We start from the raw sequence: 20,029 nt of genomic DNA, 5'->3' as shown, positions 1-20,029 counted from the left end.
TTTCATCTGTCTCTTGAGGAGTAATATAAGTTATTTTAATATATACCCAATTATTTGTGTATTTTTTCATTACGTACATTAAAAATACAATTCTAAATTTATAGAGGTAGTGGTAAATGTCTGAGATGAAATTTAAGCAAGTTGCTAAACAAGTAGAAGATTTATGTTCTGAAACTTTAAGGATACTATCTGCATCTACCGATAATGAGATAGATATATTTGCTAGAGAATTTGAAGTTTTTATTCATGAATATCGGCAAAAATCCCAATTAAGTATTGCCTTCATCGGTCAATATAATGCTGGTAAGTCTACTTTGATTAAAGCTCTTACGGGCGACCCATCTGTCCGAATCAGTGCTGAAATTTGTACAGATATGATTACTGAATATCCTTGGAAAGAAGTTCTCCTAGTTGATACCCCAGGCATTTATGCAGGTAGAACAGATCACGATCAAATCACTCTAGAACAAATTTCAAAAAGCGATTTACTTATATTCGTTGTTCCTAACGAGTTATTTAACCCTCAAGGTGGAGCTTTTTTCAAAAGAGTTGCCAATGAAATGCAGCGAGTTGGTCAAATGCTCTTAGTAATTAATAAAATGAGTCGTGAACGCGGTAAGCCAGAAGTCTTGCTTAAAAGCATTCTGGAAGTTGTAGAGCCTCATCACCCTAATGATTTTTACACTTGTTTTGTTGATGCTGATTCTTATTTGAAGGCTCAATCTGAAAAAGATGAAGATGAAAAAGAATTTTTAATCGAAGAATCTAGTTTTGATACTTTCTTGTTATCGTTACATAAATTAATCGATAAGAATAAATTGTATGCAAGACTGTTAACACCTCTCAACCGTGCCTTAGATATATTAGAACGGTCTTACAATATTTTGAGTACAGATAATAAATCCGCTAGAGATTTCTTAGAACTACTCCATCGTAAGATGTTACTTATTAAGACCTCTCAAACAAGATTTAGGAATTGTTATATAGCTGAATTTAACAATCTTGAGCATGAAGTGTTAATGATTGGCGAAGGTGTTGCTAGTAAAGTTGATGGGAAACATAGCGAAGAAGATATTAACTGGACAATTAAAAAAGCTGAGAAAGAAATAGAGTCAACTACAAAGCAAACAATGGAGAAAATAAAGTTGGGCTTGGAAGAGGAATTAAGTAAACTTCAAATTCAACTCGAACAATTATTACAATCAAGGCTGGGTCGTTCTTTAGCGGAAGAAGTACAAGTTTCATCAACTGGTAGAAAACAAGTTGATTATGAAGAAGTTGAGGGAACTTCAGAAATACCATCCTTTTTAAGGAAAAGCCCTGAAGCTGTGCGGGCTATAGGAAATTTTGCGTCGGCAGTTTCTAGAGACCTAGTTTATAACGTAGGTAAATTTTTTGGTGTTAAATTTCGTCCTTGGGGAGCAGTGAATGGGGCTAAATTCATCAGAGGTTTAGGGCCTATTATTGGAGGTGTTGGTGTAATTTTAGAAATTTTCCTTGCTGCTAAACAGGAAAAGGATGAAGCAGAATATGAGCAAAAGCTCCGTGAAGCAAGAGCAGATTTACGCCGAAGTTTTAGGCAAGTTGCCTCAGAAATCAGAAGCGACTATGAAAGGAATATTAAAAGCGAAATTATTTGTGGTTTTTATGAATCTGAGCTTCAAGATGTTGAACGTCAGCGAGATGAATTGCGAAATAATGAAGGCTCAAAAATTGAGATGGTTAATCAAATAAAACATATAATTCAAAAAATTAAGAAGCAGATAGTTACAATATAAAATAATGCGTAATTAATAGTTCTGTACTGAGTTGCTGAATGAGGTAAGACTTGATGCTTATGTAGTAGGCATAAGTTCATACATAATCCTCCAAGTGAAGTGCGATCGCATCAGTAAACCTCTTCCTCTTCGCCATACTGTGTTGGTGGTTCACCATGAGACTCAATAATTTTGGGTTTTTTCATTTTGGGATTAGCAGGTTCAATTTTTTCTAGCTGCAAATCAAACTCCCACTCATCCAATAAATCAAAGATAAATTGCAGATGATTTCCTGTTTTTAGTGGTAATTCACCCAAGCGAAAATCGCTGGTGTTTGGGGGAATATCAACAAAGGGATGGGAAAATTCAAAAGTACGTCCTAAATGGTCTTTGTAAATGAATCGGTAGAGGTGATCAAAGTCAAAATCAAATGCTTGAACAAATGCTGCGGCGACTTGATCGAGATTGAAGTTGCTAGGAATGGCTATGCGTCGCCAAGCATCCAGCAGGGTGACTTTAAAAGTATATATTGCCTCGGTAAACTCTCCTTTGGCAATGACTAAGGTTTGTTCCCATTCAGGAAAGTAGGTTTGGAGTGATGGTTTTAATTTGTCAAAGGCGATGCGGAAGTTAAGGGTAATTTCCTCCTCTTCTTTGTCTGGTTCAATTTCATCATAAATTTCGGAGATTAAAGCTATCATTGCATCTCCCCAAGGACGGCGCTTTACAGCAGTGATCCGCCATCCTTTAGCAGGTTCGGGTTTTCCTGGGGTAAGTTCGAGGAAGCCAAATAAATGAAACAGGCTTAGACTGTGCAAACCTGGGTAATAGGCTAATTTATCTTGTTCTGAGTAACTGTTAAAGGTTAAGCCTTCATCTGGAATTTCTCGCCAAAATTGCAAGCAGCGAAATAATAGTCCGTATGGATCTCTAAATTCGCCTAAGATTTCGCTTTCTCCCCAAATTAACCAGGATTCTAAAAATGTGAAATATTGTTCTGTTGGGTTGAAGCCTTGCCAAATTTTGAGGAGTTGTTCGTCTAATACTAATTTGGTTTTTTTGCCTTGGGTGATAACTTGAGACAGTCCAGAGGTGCGAAGGACAAAGTATAACCCGTAAATGTAGGGGTAGGATTTTTGTTGGGGACGCTTGAGGTTAGTTTCAATGGGGTAACTCAAGCGGGAATTGAGTTGCTGGAGGTATTTGAGGGAGAATTGGTGATATGTGCTGCTAACTTCAACGCCGTCAGGTTGGAGAAATTCTAGAATGGTTTGAAAGTCCCGCAGAATTGTTCCTGGGGAATCTTGGGTGATGGTTTGCTGTTGGAGGACTTGCTTTTTGTCTTGGGTGAGGGTTGGGAGTTGTTCGCGGAGATGATTGGGGACGGGGAATAGTCGTTTAATCATCTAATTTCAACTCTAGTTGTGTAGCTGTAGTTTTAGATTTACGCGGTTCCTTGGATTTAATTGTAGATTGACGTTTTGGTTTTTTGTCAGCTTCGCGTTTAGCTTTCTCAGCTTTGATGCGTTCTAGCAGTTTTTCGGCGGGTTCGTCGTTGGGATCTTGGGGTACGAGTTTGCCTTTAAAGGCTTGTTTTAAAATTGTTTGGCGGAGTTTTTCAGCGCGTTTGAGGTTTACGTTTATGGTTTTTTCGATTTCTTCAAGAACTGAGAAACAGAGTTCAACTTCTTCTATAACTTTCTGCTGTTCCTCAATTGGTAGTAGTGGAATTGTTGTATTACCTACATCCGTTTGATTAATACTAGCTTGGTTGACTGCCCATTTTGCATTACTTATCAAGCGAGATTTTCCAATAACAGAACGTAAGTAATAAGCGGCAAATAAAACCTTATAAAAACTAGATAAGTGAAGGCGCATCATATTTGATTCAAATAGCGATGGAATATGTTTATCGGTAACTACTAAACATTTTCCAAGATGGCTGGGGCTATTCACTCTATTAATAACTAAGTCATCCTCAGATAAGCTATATCTTTCAATATCATCTGTTGTAGCTCTTACCAAATTTAACTCACAAGAACTACGACTAAAATTATCTTGAAAGTCATCTATTCTGAGAATTGGAATACCTGAGCCATAATCTGATTTGGGAAGATATATCCCATTTTGTGGCCCCTTAATTATCAGCATTTCCATAGTAACCCATACCCACCCATCAGGTAACTCAGGTAAATCAGAGGTATCTGGTGCAACGGGTTCTTTATATTTCAGCTTCCAACTGTCATCTTTGGGAGTTTTACCCTGCGCTTTCATCTTCGCTAGTTGTTCGGCTTCCCACTTCTCTCGTCGCTGCTTAAGGATACGTTCAAGTAACACTGAGGCGGGTTCTAATTCTCCTTGATTCGCTTCCCGCCATTCTTTAGTTAAATTTCCTTCGACTGCGGCTTTTAGCACCGCCTGACGGTAGCGTTTTAATTTGGCTTTTACTTTTTTGAGTAACTCTACCCCTGCATCAAGTTGGGTGAATAGTTCTTCTATTTTGGCAACTATGCGATATTGTTCAGGCAGTGGAGGTAAGACATAAGGGGCTGAAATTAAAGCACTTTTTGTTAATTTTCTTCTGCCAGTTGTTCCAGTAGTTAATGGAGTAAATGGATAATACCAAAGTGAGTAATTTAAATAATCTATATCAACACATCCATTACTACGTAAAATATGAGCATGATTATTAACCCATGTTTTACCTGTAATCTTATAACTGAATGGTTTTTCACGACCTACAAAAGTTTCATCCTCTACAACTAAAACAAGAGGTTCATCAAAAATATAATCATCAATATAATCAACTAAGCCATTAGCACCGTAATAGGGAATATTTCCCAACCGTTTTGCTCGTTCTTCTTTGCTAACTGGTACTCGCTGATAATCTAAACATTCAGTAGCTTCTCCAATAGTTGTCCACACCCAACCCTTTGGCAACTCATACAATTCCTCACCCATTACGCAGCTAACGCCTCATTCAACTCATCCAAAATATCCATTAAATCATTTCCAAACAACTGATAACCCTGAAACGCCTCCTGTGGCATTTCTTGTAAATCCTCTGGCTCAATCCTCACACTGGTGGCAATATGCTCCTTAATCTTTTCCAACCACGCCACCTGCTGTGAGGTAAACTCTTTTCTTGCTAACCACTGCTGAAACTTCTCCTCAACTGTCACCGCGTAGGGTTCTAACGTCTCCGTTTCCCCCATCGCAAAGCGTACCAGAGAAATGATATCTGTCAACAGCTTTTGCAGCCCTGCACCCCTGACTTTATCCGCTTGCAACTGGGCGTATGCTTGCCATAACTTCTCTGTTGTCAAGTTGCAGGGTGGACGTTCTAGGGCATTCGCTAACTGCTTGATCTGCTCGTAGGTTAACCGTCGCTGTCCGTAGGGCTGATTATACAAGATTTGCAGCGCGGTAATATTATCCTTATTCGCCTCAATACACTGGCGAAAAGTCTCCACTGTCCCCATCGCCTTATCCCTGGCTGTGGTATCAAATCCCGCTTCTAACACCACATCCTGACTAACTGTATCAATTAGCTGCTCATTATTAGTTTTAATATCTTTGAGCAAATTCCGAAACTGGGGATTATCAAAAGGTTGACAAGCAAGGTTGATTAATACCTCTGCCGCTTGCTGCTGTTGTGTTTCCGTAGGTGTTGGGGTTTGAAACTGTGTGATCGCCTGTTCAATTTGCCTGTCTGGATCTACAGCATCGAGTAACTCTCTGGTAATCTGTTGAATAGACTTGCCCCCAGCAGCAGTTTTTAATTCTGTGCGTTCATCAGCATTCAGTTGCTTTTCTAACCTTGCCAAGCGTCCCGCCAAGGACATCAGCGTGTCTTCATCTCGCTGATCCAATGCCACTGCTTGCACTAATTTATCAAAAGGTACACTGCGTTTGCGCTCCAAAGGTCGAGAATCAGTATTATCCGACTCGCACATCCCCACCGCATCCACAATCACGAATTGTTCCTTAACTTGAGCATCCGGTGTCACTCCCTGAAAATCTGTGGGATTAATTGTGCGGGTTCCCCGTCCTTTCATCTGCTCAAAATAAATCCGCGATTTCACATCCCGCATAAATAGCAAGCATTCTAGAGGTTTGATATCCGTCCCGGTGGAAATCATATCGACGGTGACAGCAATGCGGGGATTATAGGAGTTGCGGAAACTGGCGATTAAATCTTCTGTCTTCTCCCCAGTGGTGCGATAGGTAATCTTTTTACAAAACTCATTCCCCTTGCCAAATTCTTGGCGCAAAATTCGCACAATATCTTCAGCGTGGGAGTCATCTTTGGCAAAAATCAGGGTTTTGGGAACTTCGGTTCTACCAGGGAATATCTCGGTGAATAATCGCTGTTTAAAGGTGCGAATGACTGTGCGAATTTGATCCATCGCCACAACAGAACGATCCAACTCCCTTTCCGCATAGCTGACATCTTCATCCAATCGCTGCCAACGGATGGCACGAGTTTGGCGATCGCGTCTATCAATGTAAAATCCTGCTTGGATATTGCTACCCTGTTCTGTAATTTGGGTGCGAATGCGATAAACCTCATACCCCACATTCACCCCATCAGCTACCGCCCGTTCGTGGGAATACTCCATCACCAAATTCTGATCGAAAAAGCCAAAGGTTTGCAGAGAAGGCGTTGCCGTCAGTCCGATAATGAAAGCATCAAAATATTCCAAAACTTGCCGCCACACATTGTAAATCGAGCGGTGACATTCATCAGTGATTATGAAATCAAAGGTTTCAATGGGAATTTTCGGGTTATAAACCACATCCTTGGGTTGCTGGTTGTCCTCCTCCCCATCGAACTGTGATGCTTCCTCATTTTCTGCCTCAAATTCAGCTTCTCCCCGCAACATCGAATAAAGACGCTGAATCGTGGTGATACACACCTTATTCACCGGATCGACGGTATTGGAAGTCAACAACTGCACATTATATAGTTCGGTGAACTTGCGCCCATCATCAGGTGTGACATACTGCTGAAACTCCTTCTGGGTTTGCTCTCCTAAGTTCTTCCGATCCACTAAAAATAAAATCCGTTTCGCTCCAGCTAACTTAATCAGCCAGTAGATAAAACTCACAGCAGTATAGGTTTTGCCTACACCCGTCGCCATCTGAATCAATGCTCTAGGGCGATTTTCCTTGAAAGAATTAAATAAACCTGCGATCGCTTCTTGCTGACATTCTCGTAAATCTTCTGTTTCAATTGTGGGTAACAGTTGCAAAAGCCCTCTGAGGGTGTCAGACTTGCCTAGCCATTCCTGTAGTGTTTCCGGTTTATGAAAAGTGAACACCCGCCTAGAGCGATAATCAGGGTCACGGGAGTCTCGAAAAAATGTTTCTGTACCAGTGCTTTCGTAGATGAAAGGTAAAGGCTTTTGGTGACAAAGGAGACTTTTAGGCAAGTTAAAGGAATATTTGTCGGATTGTATTTCAACACCGCTTAAAGCAAATCCAGCAGGTTTCGCTTCGATTACTCCAACAGCTTTGCGATTGATGAAGAGTAAGTAATCAGCATAACCAGATTTCAGGGGATATTCCCGCACCGCAATTCCCAAAGAAGCGCCCAAGTTAACTTGCTCATAGTCTTGGATAACCCATCCTGCGGCGGTGAGTAATTGGTCAATCTTTTGCCTTGCCTGTTCTTCCGGTTTCATCACTGAGTTACTATGCACTTACACAAATTCTCATGCCTTTTTCTGAGAAGCGCAAGTAACATTTATCTCAGTAAAATTACTGTCATAGATTTAGTGGATACAAATAGCAGTTTTGTTCTATCGCACCAATTTATTTATCAACTGCTGGTATATCACATCTAACCACACAGGAATTACAGGTTTACCCTCATCTAAAGATGCGATCGCTTGTTCTCGGTCATAAACTACAAGATTTAGCGATCGCTTATGCCCCTCCCAAAGAAGCATCCACCGACTACCTTTACCAGAGTCAAATAACTCCGGTTCCTTGTCTTTGAGGGTGTTCAGCGTAGTACTGGCAATATCAAAACTCAATCCCATCGACAAAAAATATAACATTGCTGCCAGTTCCATCAAATTCGGCTTTGAGTAATAAATACTACGTCCTGTTCCCGTCTCACCAATAACAGGAACAACCACGCCCTTTTCCCGCCAGTACTGGAGTTGACGCAGGGTGCAGCCTGTGATTTCAGCCGCTTGTTTACTCGTAAAAAACGTTTCTTGCATGAAATCATTGTAGGCACAGCAATTAATTAAACATTTGTGGTATTATTAGACATATATGTTAGTAAACGTATGAGCCAGATTACTATTCAGTGTCGTTTAGTAGCAAGTGAATCTACCCGCCAACAGTTTTGGAAATTGATGGCAGAGAAAAACACGCCACTGATTAACGAACTGTTGCTCAAGGTGGCTCAACACGCAGAGTTTGAGAGTTGGCGACAAAAGGGCAAACACCCGACTAGTATTGTCAAAGAATTGTGCCAACCCTTGAAAACAGACCCTCGCTTCATCGGTCAACCAGCGCGGTTCTACACGAGTGCGATCGCCACAGTGAATTACATCTATAAATCTTGGTTTGCACTGATGAAGCGATCGCAGTCTCAACTAGAAGGCAAAATTCGCTGGTGGGAAATGCTTAAAAGCGATCCTGAATTAGTAGAAGCCAGTGGTGTGGATTTAGAGAGCCTTCGTAACAAAGCTGCTGAAATCCTGGCTGAACTTACCCCCCAGTCCGATACTGTTGAAGCACAACCAGCGAAAGGAAAAAAACATAAGAAAACCAAAAAATCAGATGGCGATCGTAGTATCTCTAAAACTTTGTTTGAGGCTTACCGCGACACAGAAGATATTTTGACTCATTGTGCAATTAGCTATCTTCTCAAGAATGGTTGCAAAATCAATGATAAAGAGGAAGACACTAAAAAGTTTGCTAAACGCCGCCGTAAGCTTGAGATCCAGATTGAACGCCTGAGACAGCAACTAGAAGCAAGAATTCCAAAAGGGCGAGATTTAACAGATGGCAAATGGTTAGAAACTCTTTTGCTTGCCACTGATAATGTTCCTGAAAGTGAAACGGAGGCGAAATCTTGGCAAGACAGCCTTTTAAAAAAATCTAGCAAAGTACCTTTTCCAGTTACTTACGAAACCAACGAAGACATGACTTGGTTTAAGAACGAGCGTGGACGTATCTGTGTAAAATTCAATGGTCTGAGTGAGCATAGCTTTCAACTCTACTGCGATTCTCGCCAACTCCACTGGTTTCAACGCTTTTTAGAAGATCAGCAAATCAAGCGGAACAGCAAAAACCAACACTCTAGTAGCCTATTCACTCTCCGTAGTGGACGTATTGCTTGGCAAGAAAGGGAAGGTAAAGGCGAAGAGTGTAAAGTTAACCGCTTAACTCTTTACTGTTCTGTAGATACTCGCCTGTGGACGGCTGAGGGAACCAACCTTGTCAGAGAAGAGAAAGCAGAAGAAATTGCTAAAACTATAACTCAGACAAAAGCCAAAGGCGAACTCAACGATAAACAGCAAGCTCATATAAAACGGAAAAACTCATCTCTAGCCATAATTAATAACCCCTTTCCCCGTCCCAGCAAGCCCTTATATCAAGGTCAATCTCATATTCTTGTTGCAGTTAGCCTTGGTTTAGAGAAGCCTGCAACAGTAGCAGTGGTTGATGGTTCTACAAGTACAGTCATTACCTACCGCAGTATTAAACAACTACTGGGCGATAATTACAAATTACTAAACCAACAGCGACAACAGAAACATTCGCTATCCCACCAACGCCAAATAGCTCAAACGCTTGCTGCACCAAATCAAATGGGAGAATCAGAGTTAGGGCAGTATGTAGACAGATTACTAGCTAAAGAAATTGTGGCGATCGCCCAAACTTACTCTGCTGGCAGTATAGTCCTCCCTAAGTTGGGTGATATGCGAGAACAAGTTCAAAGCGAGATTCAAGCCAAAGCCGAACAGAAATCAGACGTTGTAGAAGTCCAACAAAAGTATGCCAAAGATTACCGAGTTAGCGTCCATCAATGGAGCTACGCTAGGTTGATTACAAATATTCGCTCGTCAGCAGCTAAAGCTGGAATTTTTATAGAAGAGACAAAACAGCCGATTCGAGGTAGCCCACACGAGAAAGCGAAAGAATTAGCGATCGCCGCTTACCATTCCCGCCAAAAAACCTGATTGACAAAACACAGAACCTTGAAAATAGAATAAGTATCATTAATAGCGCCGCAGTTCATGCTTGCTAAAAGCCTCTGTACTGTGAAAATGTGGGTTAGTTTGACTGTTGTAAAACAGTTTTGCTTTCTGACCCTGGTAGCTGCCCACCTTGATGCTGCTGTTCCTTGCGGACAGGAATAAGGTGCGCCCCCAGTAATAGAGGTGCGGGTTTACCGCAGTGGTGGCTACTGAATCACCTCCGACCAAGGAGGAACCCACCTTAATTATTTTTTGGCGAATCGAAGCGGGGTCAATTTCCCTGGGGATCTGCCAAAACTTCAAATCGCTTATTGATTAAGGCTTGTAGCTTTTACGGTGTCAGTTAATTTACTTTTTTAAGTGTTAACAGACAGGCGATTTTGGGAGACTTGCCAAAAATGCATTCAGAACTGTTGGCAAATCAAGGGTTTGGAGCGCAGAGTTTCAACACCCCTCCCAGCTAGAGGCGGGTTGAAAGCGGATATGGTTTTCCCAACTATCAGGGAATCAGAAGTTTCAACACCCCTCCCAGCTAGAGGCGGGTTGAAAGACTTACAGAGAAACAAAATACACTGATTGCGTTCGGTTTCAACACCCCTCCCAGCTAGAGGCGGGTTGAAAGATAATGCAGATGCCTTAATTTGGAATGCACACAGAGTTTCAACACCCCTCCCAGCTAGAGGCGGGTTGAAAGAGACCATTAGTTCTCCAAAGCTTTTATAGTATTGTTTCAACACCCCTCCCAGCTAGAGGCGGGTTGAAAGGTGCGTGATCGCGTTATGTCTTCAATGCTGTTGAGTTTCAACACCTCTCTCAGCTAGAGCCGGGTTGAAATAAGCGACCATGATAAAATCGCGTCTTCGCATATTATCTTAATTTCAACTGCCCTTATAGTAATGGGCATGTTGAAAATTGAATATTTATAATTAGGCTTGAGCTACTACGCTCAAACCTTGGTAGATTTAATGGTGGGTTGAAAGGTAAGGCAGAGGTCTGCAATCCTTACATAAAGGATTTAGTCCTATGGCATGAAGTTTAATGTGTTAACGGTGATTGTTTATTCACTGTCAACGCTAACATTAATTTGTCAACACCAACATTAGATGCCTAAAACGCATATCAAAGACATCAATTTGTCAACGCGGACAAAAATTCGTCAAAAGGGACATTAATTTGTCAACGCGGACAAATAATTTGGCAACTGACATTTGTTAAAGGCGGCACCCGGATTTGAACCGGGGGATGGAGGTTTTGCAGACCTCTGCCTTACCACTTGGCTATGCCGCCAGACTTGAGCTTATCTATCATACCAAGATTTTCTCTAAAATTGCATCTTATATCTGGGGAAATTTTCCACATCTAACCTGATTAGAGGCGAATGCCTGGTTTATGTCCACAGATATGATAGTTTTTACTCTAGCAACATAAATATCTGTTGACCAAACCCAAGATTGACTCTTGTTGGCACTTATTCTTGACAAATCAAAATATACTATTTTTGTCAGAGGATAGTTTTAAGAGTAAATTTGACTAATCGGTTATTTTCCCGCAAGGAGAAACAGATATAGCAATCCGATTTGATTTCTGAATCACTCGTAGAGGTAAGGGGCTGGGGATTGGGGACTGGGGACTGGAAAGAAGGAATAAAGGTGTACTGAATTTTGTTCAAAAATCAAATATGAGTCCTATATTAAAACGCATACATTGCTATTAGCAAAGATGAATCAAGTCTCTCCTATATCAATTGTTCAGATAACAGATATGCATCTGTTTGCAGCGGAAAATCACCATCTAGTGGGAATACCTACTAGAGATTCTTTCCAAGCAGTAATAGAAAGATTAAAGGACTTGCAACCTGAACTTGATTTACTACTTCTAACAGGCGATTTGTCTGGTGATGGAACAGTTGAATCTTACGAAAATCTCCAAAATCTACTGAGTCCACTAAAAATCCCAACTTACTGGGTTCCAGGAAATCATGACTGTGCGATCGCAATGGATGAAATCTTAAATTTAGGGCTGCTTTCTCGGCGTAAGTCTTTTGAGCGTGGTAAGTGGAATTTTATCTTACTCAACTCCTCTGTACCTGAGTGCGTACATGGTCATCTTTCAGCCGAAACTCTAAATTGGCTAGACTCTCAATTAAAAATACTAAGTAACTACCCTACTGTAATAGCGCTACATCATCCGCCTTTTTTAGTAAATTCTGAGTGGCTAGATAGCAGCACCCTACAAAATCCTGAAGAACTTTTTGCCATTTTAGATAACCATCCCCAAGTTAAGTTAGTTTTGTGTGGGCACATTCACCAAGAATTTGAGTATCAACGCCATAATGTTCACTACCTGGGTACTCCCTCAACTTGTATTCAGTTCAAGCCTAAAAGCGCAACTTTTGCACTTGAGCAAAAACCGCCTGGATTTCGTTTGCTAAAACTTTACCCTGATGGTAACTGGGAAACTTGGGTTGAGCGAGTTTCATATTTTCATCCAGTGGAATTAAAGGCAAAGGGATATTAGAAAAGTGCTGAGTTTTCATTACTCAGCACTTCATTACTTAAGACTCGGAACTTAGTTTTACTTCATCAGCAAAACTACTCCAACGCACAAACAGAAATGGCCCAGCGACAGACCCCCAAATATGCTCATCAGTTTCTGGATCACGCCCCCGGTCAAGGCTGATAAATTTGTCTTCGTTAATTTCAAATTCACTATCTAGATATGTCTTTTGCCCTTTGCGAACAACCATGCAGCCTTTGCCCGGTTCAACTCTGCCTTTGAAGCTGTTGCCAGTCCATTCTACAATCATGTTGCAGCCTGGTAATTTTTCCAAATAATCGGCGTTTAAAGTTTTGAGTTTTTCGAGATGACGAGACGCACCGTAGAAAATTTTTTCTTCTTTAACGCTGTAGTTTTCGATTTGGATGTGATCTCCAGCGTTCACCAACTTTAACACCCGTACACGATAGGGGTCATTGAGTGAATAGTCGTAAGCTTGTTCGACAAAAAAACTAACTCCTGATAACACTTCTAAAGGGAGAGGACGTATACACACGCGGATATGGGCATAAAAAGGCGGGTTTTCAAAAGCTTGTTCTTGATTGCTAAAATCAGCTGCCATCCAGCGAGCTAAGGTAGCAATGTCTGTAGAGTGAGTCATTATATAGCTTGAAAATCATCTAAAAGTATTGTAAAGCTTACCAATGAGCAATGAATCCAGGACTTACGCACTCAGATCCCCCAACCCCCTTCAAAAGGGGCAGCCCTGCGCCCTTGCGGGTTCCCCGACTCCCTCAGTGGCGTGGCTTTAGACTTTCCCCCTTTTGAAGGCTACCGTGTACACACAAGTCTTTGAGAGTTGTCCCACAGGCTTTTGATCCCCCCAACCCCCCTTAAAAAGGGGGGCTAAAATCCCTCAAAGTCCTCCAATTTATCGGAGGATAATGACGGAGAGATGTGTGTACACGGTAGCTTTTTAAGGGGGGCTAGGGGGGATCAGGGTTTCAGGCTTGGGTGCGTAAGTCCTAGAATCTATCTCACTAATATAAAAGTTGCGATCGCCGATTATTCTGGTGTTCAGCAAACAATCTCAACAACGAAAAAATCAAATGTTCAAATCGCGTAGAGCCAGACGAATTTGCTCCAAACGCCTGCGGTTGACACCAAGATCCGACTCTCCGATGCGAGATGCTGATCGCAGATGAATTACTGGCTCATTAGTAGGCAAATAAAACTCTACGTCATCAACAAATTTGAAGATGCGGCTTTTAGAAAGAGCATGGATATAATTACCTGTCTGTTCTATAACTTGAGTACGGGGAACAACGGTGAGAACTTTTAGTAAGGTTTCTCGTGCTGTGTCGCGGTCTACATGATAGGTAATCGGGTCAATGGCGTGTTTGGCATCAGCATCTTGACTGACAACACAGTTATTGGAAGCTGGACAAGAACTCAGATGACCATTATTAACTCCTAAGCCAGAAGAGTTAGCCCAAGCAGCCCCTGTGAGTATTAAACTACTAGCCAGAGTTAGGAATATTACAAAAGTAATTCTCCGCAATAGTCGCTGTGCGATCGCTGTTAGCAGACGGAACATAATAAATTTACTCCTCAAGGTTTCATCGAAAGCGACGGGAAACTCCATCCCCTTGTGGGTGGACGAGGTTGCTCTCCCCGTCGTTTGGGGCATTAGGCATTGGGCATAGTGTGCAGGGATAATTATCATTGCTTTGTGCGTCATCCAAATTGGCAGTTAAGGTTATTGGAGATGGAGATAATTATCAATGCCTAAAATTCATTGCCTAATGACCATCCATGCAACTTACTCAAAGCAAGGTAAAGTTTCTATGCTACGGCCCTTAAGTATGATTGTTACTGCCGCTATACTCTGGCAGTTTAGCAGTTCGTTGACACTGGCACAAAGCCAAAAGCCAGATCAGCCAGATAAATATCCTCCTAGTCCTCTAGAGAAGATGGCTCCCGATCCATTGCTACTATTTTTGGGCAACAAACAGCAGTTAACTTCTGAGCAACTGCGTAAATTAGAACCAGAACTTGAGCAGTTAAATCAAGCAGCTGCGGCTAAGTTGAAAGCGGGAGATCAGGTAGCAGCATTTGATATTTGGAATCGGGAACTACGTTTGCGGCGCTTATTCGGTTCATTAGCTGAGGTACAAGCACTGTCACGAGTGGGTGCGATCGCCTTTAATCAAAATAATCGCGCACAGATACTACATATTACGCAGCGATTGCAAGCAATTCAAAAGCAGGCTTTATCTCAGAAAAGCGTTGACTTACCATTGTTGCGATCGCTAGGTGAAGCTTATCAAAATGTGCGATCGCCCAAACTGGCTATTGAAGTTTACAACCAAGTTTTGGCAACAGTGCGACAGCAAAAAAATGCAGCCGCAATAGTAGACACTCTCAAAACTATTGGTGAAGTGCATTTGAGTTGGTTCGATTATCCCGAAGCCGCCGCTACCTACCAAGAATTATTGAGTTTAGCTAGTAGCAGAGGCGATCGCTTAAATGAGGTAGCATACTTGCAACAGCTAGCTTATATTTACGAGCAGGCAAAAGAATATCAGCAATCTGCAAATATACTTGGTAAGCTAGCAGAAGTTTACGTGAGCCAAAATAATACAACTTTATTACCTAAAGTTAAACTAGCGATCGCTTCAAATTACCAATCACTAGCGAAGGAAAATCCGAGTTTACTACCAGAAGCATTTAAAAACTATCAAGAAGCTTATACTACCGCTTGGCAATTGGAGCAGTATGTTAATGCTGGTGAAGCTTTACAGCAATTAATTGCACTGTACCGTTCTCAAGGACAAATAGATGAAGCTTTGCAAACTAGCCAGATTTTAGTAGAAGCGCAGGCGCGAGCTGCCAACTTTTACGGGATGATGCAAGCCTATGATCAAATTGGGCAAATTTATCAAGAACGTCAACAGTATCCCCAAGCACTAGCAGCCTTTCAAAAGGGGTTAGAATTAGCCCAACAACTCAAGTATGATGAAACATATTTTACTCAGCAAATTGATAAATTGTCGAAAGCAAATATGTAATTGAACAACAGCTAAGGCATATTTTCAAACTTTAAAAATAGGTTGCAGAATTTATAATTGTAGGGTCGCCATTACCCATCAAAACCCGGATATGGTGGGCAATGTCCTGTCTGAGTAGGTGCGATTGCGCTTGCTCTTGAATCTACTTTGCATCTTGCACTGGTGAACCCAACTTGGCGCGAAAGTCTTTGTCATATATTGCCTTATCCCAGTTTTCGGCAAATTTTATTTGGTCAATACTTATATATTTGGCATGACTGAGATCGGCACCTGTAAGATTAGCACCTGTGAGCTTGGCATCTTTAAGGTTGGCATCTTTAAGGTTGGCATATTCAAGTTTGGCATCTTTGAGGTTGGCATATTCAAGTTTGGCATCTTTAAGATTGGCGTGTTCAAGTTTGGCATCTTTGAGATATGCACCTGTAAGGTTGGCACTAGTGAGGTTAGCACCAATGAGGTTAGCACCAATGAGGTTAGCGCCAATGAGATTAGCACCTATGAGGTTGGCATCTTTAAGGTAGGTAAAATTGAGGATGGTATTATTGAGGTTGGCATCTTTGAGGTTGGCACTTCTAAGATTGGCATCTTTAAGATTGGCACCTCTAAGATTGGCATCTTTAAGGATGGCACTTTTGAGATTGGCATTTCTGAGGTTAGTACCTATGAGGTTGGCACTTCTGAGGTCGGCATCTTTGAGGTCAACACCGCTTAGATTTAACTCACTTGCAAGTTCTGCATCAATTAAGAATTGAATCACGCTACCTTTGCGATCGCTATCTTTGTCTAGTCTCCGCAGCACCGATAAAGTTCTAGCTCGTGCTACATCTAATGCTGTATCTCGCAAAGGGTCATCAAGTTTTAAAGTCTTCAAATTTTTATCAAGCAACAATTCTGACATCCGGTCAATATAAACTTTTAAAATTTCTTCGTGTAAATTGTTAACTGCTATTGCTTTTTGTGCTTCAGCTTGTTTATCTGCTCGTCTTTGTTCTCTACGCTCAAATTGCAATAACACAATAGGAATTGCAAGCGTACTAGCTAAACCCAACCAATCCCAAAATGTCTTGGCTGATTCTAAATTCTCAGTTTCAGTCTCTCTAATACTAATAACTATTCCATCTCTGATTGTTCTCTCTATACTTTTTGATTTATTCAAGCTTTCTCCAAAGCCAGTCCACTCACCAACACCTTCAAATGGATACAGCTTTGCAATAATTAAAGTAGCCCCAATTGCAGTAACTACAATACCTATCAGTAATTTTTGCTTGATAAACCAGTCCTTGATCATCTTTGAAAAAGTCCTCACTTGGCGGCATCAAATAAAGGCTACTGCTGCCATTTGGCTAGGAGATTGCCCTTTAGAATAACTCATCAAGCAACTAAGTAATATCTCGCTGCTCCTTGTGGCGGTTATCATCATAAATCATCAAGGTATCCAGCTAGCGGCGAAAACTGAATTTTTGAACCTTCCTTAAGCTCATCCCACCCTCTGATATCGTGTTTGATTGAAGACTTATCATTAGGACTGACGCGGAAGGGGACACGGAGAGTTTTTTTAATAAGTGATTAGGCGGACATCATATGATACCCTGTTTGGTCAATAAACAGGGCAAGGGACACGGGAGGAAGTAGGTAGGGTGGGCATTGCCCACCAAAACCAGGATATGCTGGGCATTGCCCACCCTACAATTAAGCTAAATATTTTTATTTGTTATGATAACTTGAAACTTGCATTATCTAATTTAATAACTGGTCACAGCAATTACAAATTTAAAAGTTTATTTAGTGTAAAACCCAATATTAGCAAGTAATTCAGACTGCTTACTTTTAACAATGTGGGTGGCAAATTCTACTACAGTCATCTGAAAAAGTTGCTTTTTTAATCTATTCAAGTTGAAAGCCATACTTATTAAACACGGTTAACTATGACATCCATAGCAGGTAAGACAGTCCTTTTGACCGGAGCATCAGGTGGTATTGGGGCATTTATTGCTCGTGCTTTGGCAAAAGAGCAAGCAACGGTAGTCAGCGTTTCACGTTCACAAGAAAAGCTAAATCAAATATCTACTGAAGTGCAAGCTTTAGGTGGTAAAGGAATAAGTATTCCATTTGATATCAGTAAGATTGGAGAATTACCAGTATTAGTACAGCAGATTCATCAAATTGCAGGTCAAATTGATATCGTAATTAATAATGCTGCGATTGAAAAATACCGAGCATTTCAAGATTATTCTTTAGAAGATATCCAATCAATACTGACAACCAACCTCATTGCAGGTATGGAATTAACTCGTTTAATCCTACCGAGCATGATAGCTCGCAATAATGGTCACATCGTCAATATTGCGTCTGGTTCTGGCAAAAAGGGAGCGCCTTATAACAGCATTTATTCAGCCAGTAAAGCCGGTGTAATTATGTGGACTGATGCGATGCGGCAAGAATTGGCTGATACCAATGTAGGCGTGACAGTAGTTTGCCCAGGATATACAAAAGCTGGAATGTTTCTGGCTTTTGGGCTGCCTTCGCCCAGTTTAGCGCAAGTTTCGCAACCAACAGAAGTTGCGATCGCAGTTCTGCAAGCCATCAAGCAAAACCAACCAGAAATCATCATTGATGGATTTCTTACCAAACTTTTGTTTTCCAATATTCAGCTTTTTCCCAAGTTTGGAGATATTATTTATCGCTGGATTGGTTTGACAAAGTTAAACAAAACCTGCGCGGAAAAACAAATGCGTGGATGAGCAAGTATCGTCAAATCGCTTAAATCTATTTCTGTAAGGTGGGCATTGCCCACCGTAATTTAAGTTTCTCACTTTGGTTAAAACAGAAGTAATTAGCCATCAAAATTTAGCAATTCTTATTATCTGCGGAGTCCCAAATGACCGATGCTCATTACGATGTTATCATCATTGGCACAGGTGCTGGTGGTGGCACTTTAGCCTATCAATTAGCCGCAAGTGGTAAAAACATCTTAGTTTTAGAACGAGGTAGTTTTTTACCTAGAAAAAAAACTAATTGGGATTCTAAACAAGTTTTGCAGAAAGAATGCTATCGCACTTCAGAAAAATGGTACGACAAAGACGGCAAAGTAATAAATCCTGTAACGCACTATTATGTAGGCGGTAATACTAAATTTTACGGTGGTGCGCTGTTTAGATTACGCGAACAAGACTTTGAAACAGTCATTCATCAAGGAGGAATTTCTCCTGAATGGCCTTTAAAATATCAAGACTTTGCACCCTACTATGACCAAGCTGAGAAACTTTACGAAGTACATGGTAAGCGAGGCCTTGACCCTACTGAACCGCAAGCTAGTAAAGATTATCCCTTTCCCGCCATCAACCACGAACCATACATTGAAGACATTCACTATTCCTTAAAAGACATAGACCTCCATCCTTTTTATCTACCCCTAGCTATCAAACTCAATGAAGTAAATCGTCATTTAAGTGCTTGTATTCGTTGTGATACTTGTGATGGATTTCCATGTTTAATTAATGCTAAAGCTGATGCAGATGTTAACTGTATACGTCCAGCAATCACATATACAAATCTTAGATTAATTACAGAAGCAAAAGTGGTGCGTTTACACACCAATGCATCTGGTAACACAGTCACTGGTGTAGAAGCAGAAATCGCTGGACAGCATCAGATATTCACTGGGAATATTGTAGTTGTTGCTTGTGGTGCAATTAACTCAGCAGCATTATTGCTTAAATCTGCCAATGACAAACATCCAAATGGATTAGCTAATAGTTCTAATCTCGTGGGACGTAATTACATGGCACATAACTTTGCAGTAGTTATGACTTTGAGTACAAAGCTAAATCCGACAGTTTTTCAAAAGACGCTAGCAGTTAATGATTTTTATTGGGGTGATCAAGATTTTACCTACCCAATGGGCAGTGTACAAATGTTGGGTAATGTTAATAAAGACAGAATTGCAGCTCATGCGCCACCAATGATGCCCAGCATCATCGCTGAAACAGTGGCAAATCATTCTGTTGCTTGGTTGCTTGTCAATGAAGATTTACCAGATGCTAACAATCGCGTGCGCGTTAATGGAGAGAAAATTGTTATTGATTATACAAATAATAATCAAGAGGCATTTAATCGTTTAATCAAACGTTGGGTTGAAGTTTTAAAGTCCATTGAACAGCCACAGAAACCTGGGCAATTCTCATTTTGTGTTCCGCAAAAGATGACTATTAAAGAAGTTGGACATCAATGTGGTACTTGTCGTTTTGGTGAAAACCCTAAAACTTCAGTACTTGATATTAATTGTCGCACTCACGATATTGATAACCTTTACGTTGTTGATGGGAGCTTTTTTCCTTCTAGTGCTGCGGTGAACCCATCGCTAACGATTATTGCCAATGCCCTACGAGTTGGGGAGCATTTGTTAGAAAGAATGAATTGATTAGTAAGCTAGGCATTGCCCACCCTATCCGGGTTTCGGTGGACAATGCCCACCCTACAC

13 protein-coding genes, 1 tRNA gene and 1 CRISPR repeat array are annotated in these 20,029 nt (G+C 41.0%); of the genes, 6 read left to right on the top strand and 8 right to left on the bottom strand.

The genetic code is table 11. The features are described 5' to 3' along the window. Positions 1 to 116 precede the first annotated feature (116 nt). On the top strand, positions 117 to 1,778 hold the full coding sequence (locus AC5JL8_RS21640; RefSeq protein ID WP_495881745.1) for a GTPase: 1,662 nt from the start codon (positions 117 to 119) through the stop codon (positions 1,776 to 1,778). 110 nt (positions 1,779 to 1,888) lie between these two features. Here the strand turns inward: AC5JL8_RS21640 and AC5JL8_RS21635 are convergent, their stop codons facing one another. The 4 genes from AC5JL8_RS21635 to AC5JL8_RS21620 all read right to left on the bottom strand — a co-directional run bounded on the left by AC5JL8_RS21635 (position 1,889) and on the right by AC5JL8_RS21620 (position 7,990). Beyond that, a complete protein-coding gene (locus AC5JL8_RS21635; RefSeq protein WP_495881744.1) occupies positions 1,889 to 3,163 on the bottom strand; it encodes an IS1096 element passenger TnpR family protein in 1,275 nt (424 codons plus the stop codon). Continuing rightward, positions 3,156 to 4,718, bottom strand: a complete 1,563-nt coding sequence (locus tag AC5JL8_RS21630; protein WP_495881743.1) for a restriction endonuclease subunit S — start codon at positions 4,716 to 4,718, stop codon at positions 3,156 to 3,158. The genes AC5JL8_RS21635 and AC5JL8_RS21630 overlap by 8 nt, the downstream gene beginning before the upstream one ends. Next, positions 4,718 to 7,462, bottom strand: a complete 2,745-nt coding sequence (locus tag AC5JL8_RS21625; protein WP_495881742.1) for a type I restriction endonuclease subunit R — start codon at positions 7,460 to 7,462, stop codon at positions 4,718 to 4,720. Before AC5JL8_RS21625 ends, AC5JL8_RS21630 begins: the two co-directional genes overlap by 1 nt. 99 nt (positions 7,463 to 7,561) lie before the next feature. After that, positions 7,562 to 7,990, bottom strand: a complete 429-nt coding sequence (locus AC5JL8_RS21620) for a MerR family transcriptional regulator (RefSeq protein WP_495881741.1) — start codon at positions 7,988 to 7,990, stop codon at positions 7,562 to 7,564. Between the two features lie 69 nt (positions 7,991 to 8,059). On the opposite strand from AC5JL8_RS21620, the gene cas12k reads away from it, so the two are divergent. Beyond that, positions 8,060 to 9,964, top strand: a complete 1,905-nt coding sequence (cas12k, locus tag AC5JL8_RS21615) for a type V CRISPR-associated protein Cas12k (protein WP_495881740.1) — start codon at positions 8,060 to 8,062, stop codon at positions 9,962 to 9,964. A gap of 459 nt (positions 9,965 to 10,423) precedes the next feature. After that, positions 10,424 to 10,818: a CRISPR direct-repeat array (repeat unit 38 nt; unit sequence GTTTCAACACCCCTCCCAGCTAGAGGCGGGTTGAAAGA). A 379-nt stretch (positions 10,819 to 11,197) separates the two neighbouring features. On the opposite strand, the gene AC5JL8_RS21610 is transcribed toward cas12k, so the two are convergent. Further along, a tRNA-Cys gene (locus tag AC5JL8_RS21610) sits at positions 11,198 to 11,269 on the bottom strand. A gap of 432 nt (positions 11,270 to 11,701) precedes the next feature. Here AC5JL8_RS21610 and cpdA point away from each other — a divergent pair. Next, the gene (gene cpdA / locus AC5JL8_RS21605) at positions 11,702 to 12,499 is read left to right on the top strand and encodes a 3',5'-cyclic-AMP phosphodiesterase (protein WP_495881739.1); all 798 of its coding nucleotides are present in this window, start codon (positions 11,702 to 11,704) and stop codon (positions 12,497 to 12,499) included. A gap of 37 nt (positions 12,500 to 12,536) precedes the next feature. Here the strand turns inward: cpdA and AC5JL8_RS21600 are convergent, their stop codons facing one another. Together AC5JL8_RS21600 and AC5JL8_RS21595 are read right to left on the bottom strand one after the other, a co-directional pair. Then, positions 12,537 to 13,139 carry a chromophore lyase CpcT/CpeT gene (locus tag AC5JL8_RS21600; RefSeq protein WP_495881738.1) on the bottom strand — a complete coding sequence of 201 codons (603 nt, stop codon included), beginning with the start codon at positions 13,137 to 13,139 and terminating at the stop codon, positions 12,537 to 12,539. Positions 13,140 to 13,583: 444 nt separating this feature from the next. Beyond that, positions 13,584 to 14,075 carry a DUF1499 domain-containing protein gene (locus AC5JL8_RS21595; RefSeq protein WP_495881770.1) on the bottom strand — a complete coding sequence of 164 codons (492 nt, stop codon included), beginning with the start codon at positions 14,073 to 14,075 and terminating at the stop codon, positions 13,584 to 13,586. Positions 14,076 to 14,325: 250 nt separating this feature from the next. Here AC5JL8_RS21595 and AC5JL8_RS21590 point away from each other — a divergent pair, with 250 nt between their 5' ends. After that, a complete protein-coding gene (locus AC5JL8_RS21590; protein ID WP_495881769.1) occupies positions 14,326 to 15,549 on the top strand; it encodes a tetratricopeptide repeat protein in 1,224 nt (407 codons plus the stop codon). Positions 15,550 to 15,691: 142 nt separating this feature from the next. On the opposite strand, the gene AC5JL8_RS21585 is transcribed toward AC5JL8_RS21590, so the two are convergent. Then, on the bottom strand, positions 15,692 to 16,837 hold the full coding sequence (locus tag AC5JL8_RS21585; RefSeq protein WP_495881737.1) for a pentapeptide repeat-containing protein: 1,146 nt from the start codon (positions 16,835 to 16,837) through the stop codon (positions 15,692 to 15,694). 637 nt (positions 16,838 to 17,474) lie between these two features. Between AC5JL8_RS21585 and AC5JL8_RS21580 the strand changes: the two genes are divergently transcribed. Both AC5JL8_RS21580 and AC5JL8_RS21575 read left to right on the top strand, forming a co-directional pair. Beyond that, a complete protein-coding gene (locus AC5JL8_RS21580) occupies positions 17,475 to 18,290 on the top strand; it encodes an SDR family NAD(P)-dependent oxidoreductase (RefSeq protein ID WP_495881736.1) in 816 nt (271 codons plus the stop codon). 137 nt (positions 18,291 to 18,427) lie between these two features. Beyond that, positions 18,428 to 19,969, top strand: a complete 1,542-nt coding sequence (locus AC5JL8_RS21575; RefSeq protein ID WP_495881735.1) for a GMC oxidoreductase — start codon at positions 18,428 to 18,430, stop codon at positions 19,967 to 19,969. Positions 19,970 to 20,029: the final 60 nt, after the last annotated feature.

This window comes from Mojavia sp. (assembly GCF_059505145.1).
Note: the sequence above shows the minus strand (reverse complement) of the source record. Positions and strands in the feature narration are given on the sequence as shown.

Excerpts from the sequence above, each read along its gene's own strand:
- AC5JL8_RS21640 (WP_495881745.1), top strand. The coding sequence starts at position 117 with ATGTCTGAGATGAAATTTAAGCAAGTTGCTAAACAAGTAGAAGATTTA.
- cas12k (WP_495881740.1), top strand. The coding sequence starts at position 8,060 with ATGAGCCAGATTACTATTCAGTGTCGTTTAGTAGCAAGTGAATCTACC.
- AC5JL8_RS21585 (WP_495881737.1), bottom strand. The coding sequence starts at position 16,837 with ATGATCAAGGACTGGTTTATCAAGCAAAAATTACTGATAGGTATTGTA.
- AC5JL8_RS21620 (WP_495881741.1), bottom strand. The coding sequence starts at position 7,990 with ATGCAAGAAACGTTTTTTACGAGTAAACAAGCGGCTGAAATCACAGGC.
- AC5JL8_RS21635 (WP_495881744.1), bottom strand. The coding sequence starts at position 3,163 with ATGATTAAACGACTATTCCCCGTCCCCAATCATCTCCGCGAACAACTC.
- AC5JL8_RS21600 (WP_495881738.1), bottom strand. The coding sequence starts at position 13,139 with ATGACTCACTCTACAGACATTGCTACCTTAGCTCGCTGGATGGCAGCT.
- AC5JL8_RS21590 (WP_495881769.1), top strand. The coding sequence starts at position 14,326 with ATGCTACGGCCCTTAAGTATGATTGTTACTGCCGCTATACTCTGGCAG.
- AC5JL8_RS21575 (WP_495881735.1), top strand. The coding sequence starts at position 18,428 with ATGACCGATGCTCATTACGATGTTATCATCATTGGCACAGGTGCTGGT.
- cpdA (WP_495881739.1), top strand. The coding sequence starts at position 11,702 with ATGAATCAAGTCTCTCCTATATCAATTGTTCAGATAACAGATATGCAT.
- AC5JL8_RS21630 (WP_495881743.1), bottom strand. The coding sequence starts at position 4,718 with ATGGGTGAGGAATTGTATGAGTTGCCAAAGGGTTGGGTGTGGACAACT.
- AC5JL8_RS21595 (WP_495881770.1), bottom strand. The coding sequence starts at position 14,075 with ATGTTCCGTCTGCTAACAGCGATCGCACAGCGACTATTGCGGAGAATT.
- AC5JL8_RS21580 (WP_495881736.1), top strand. The coding sequence starts at position 17,475 with ATGACATCCATAGCAGGTAAGACAGTCCTTTTGACCGGAGCATCAGGT.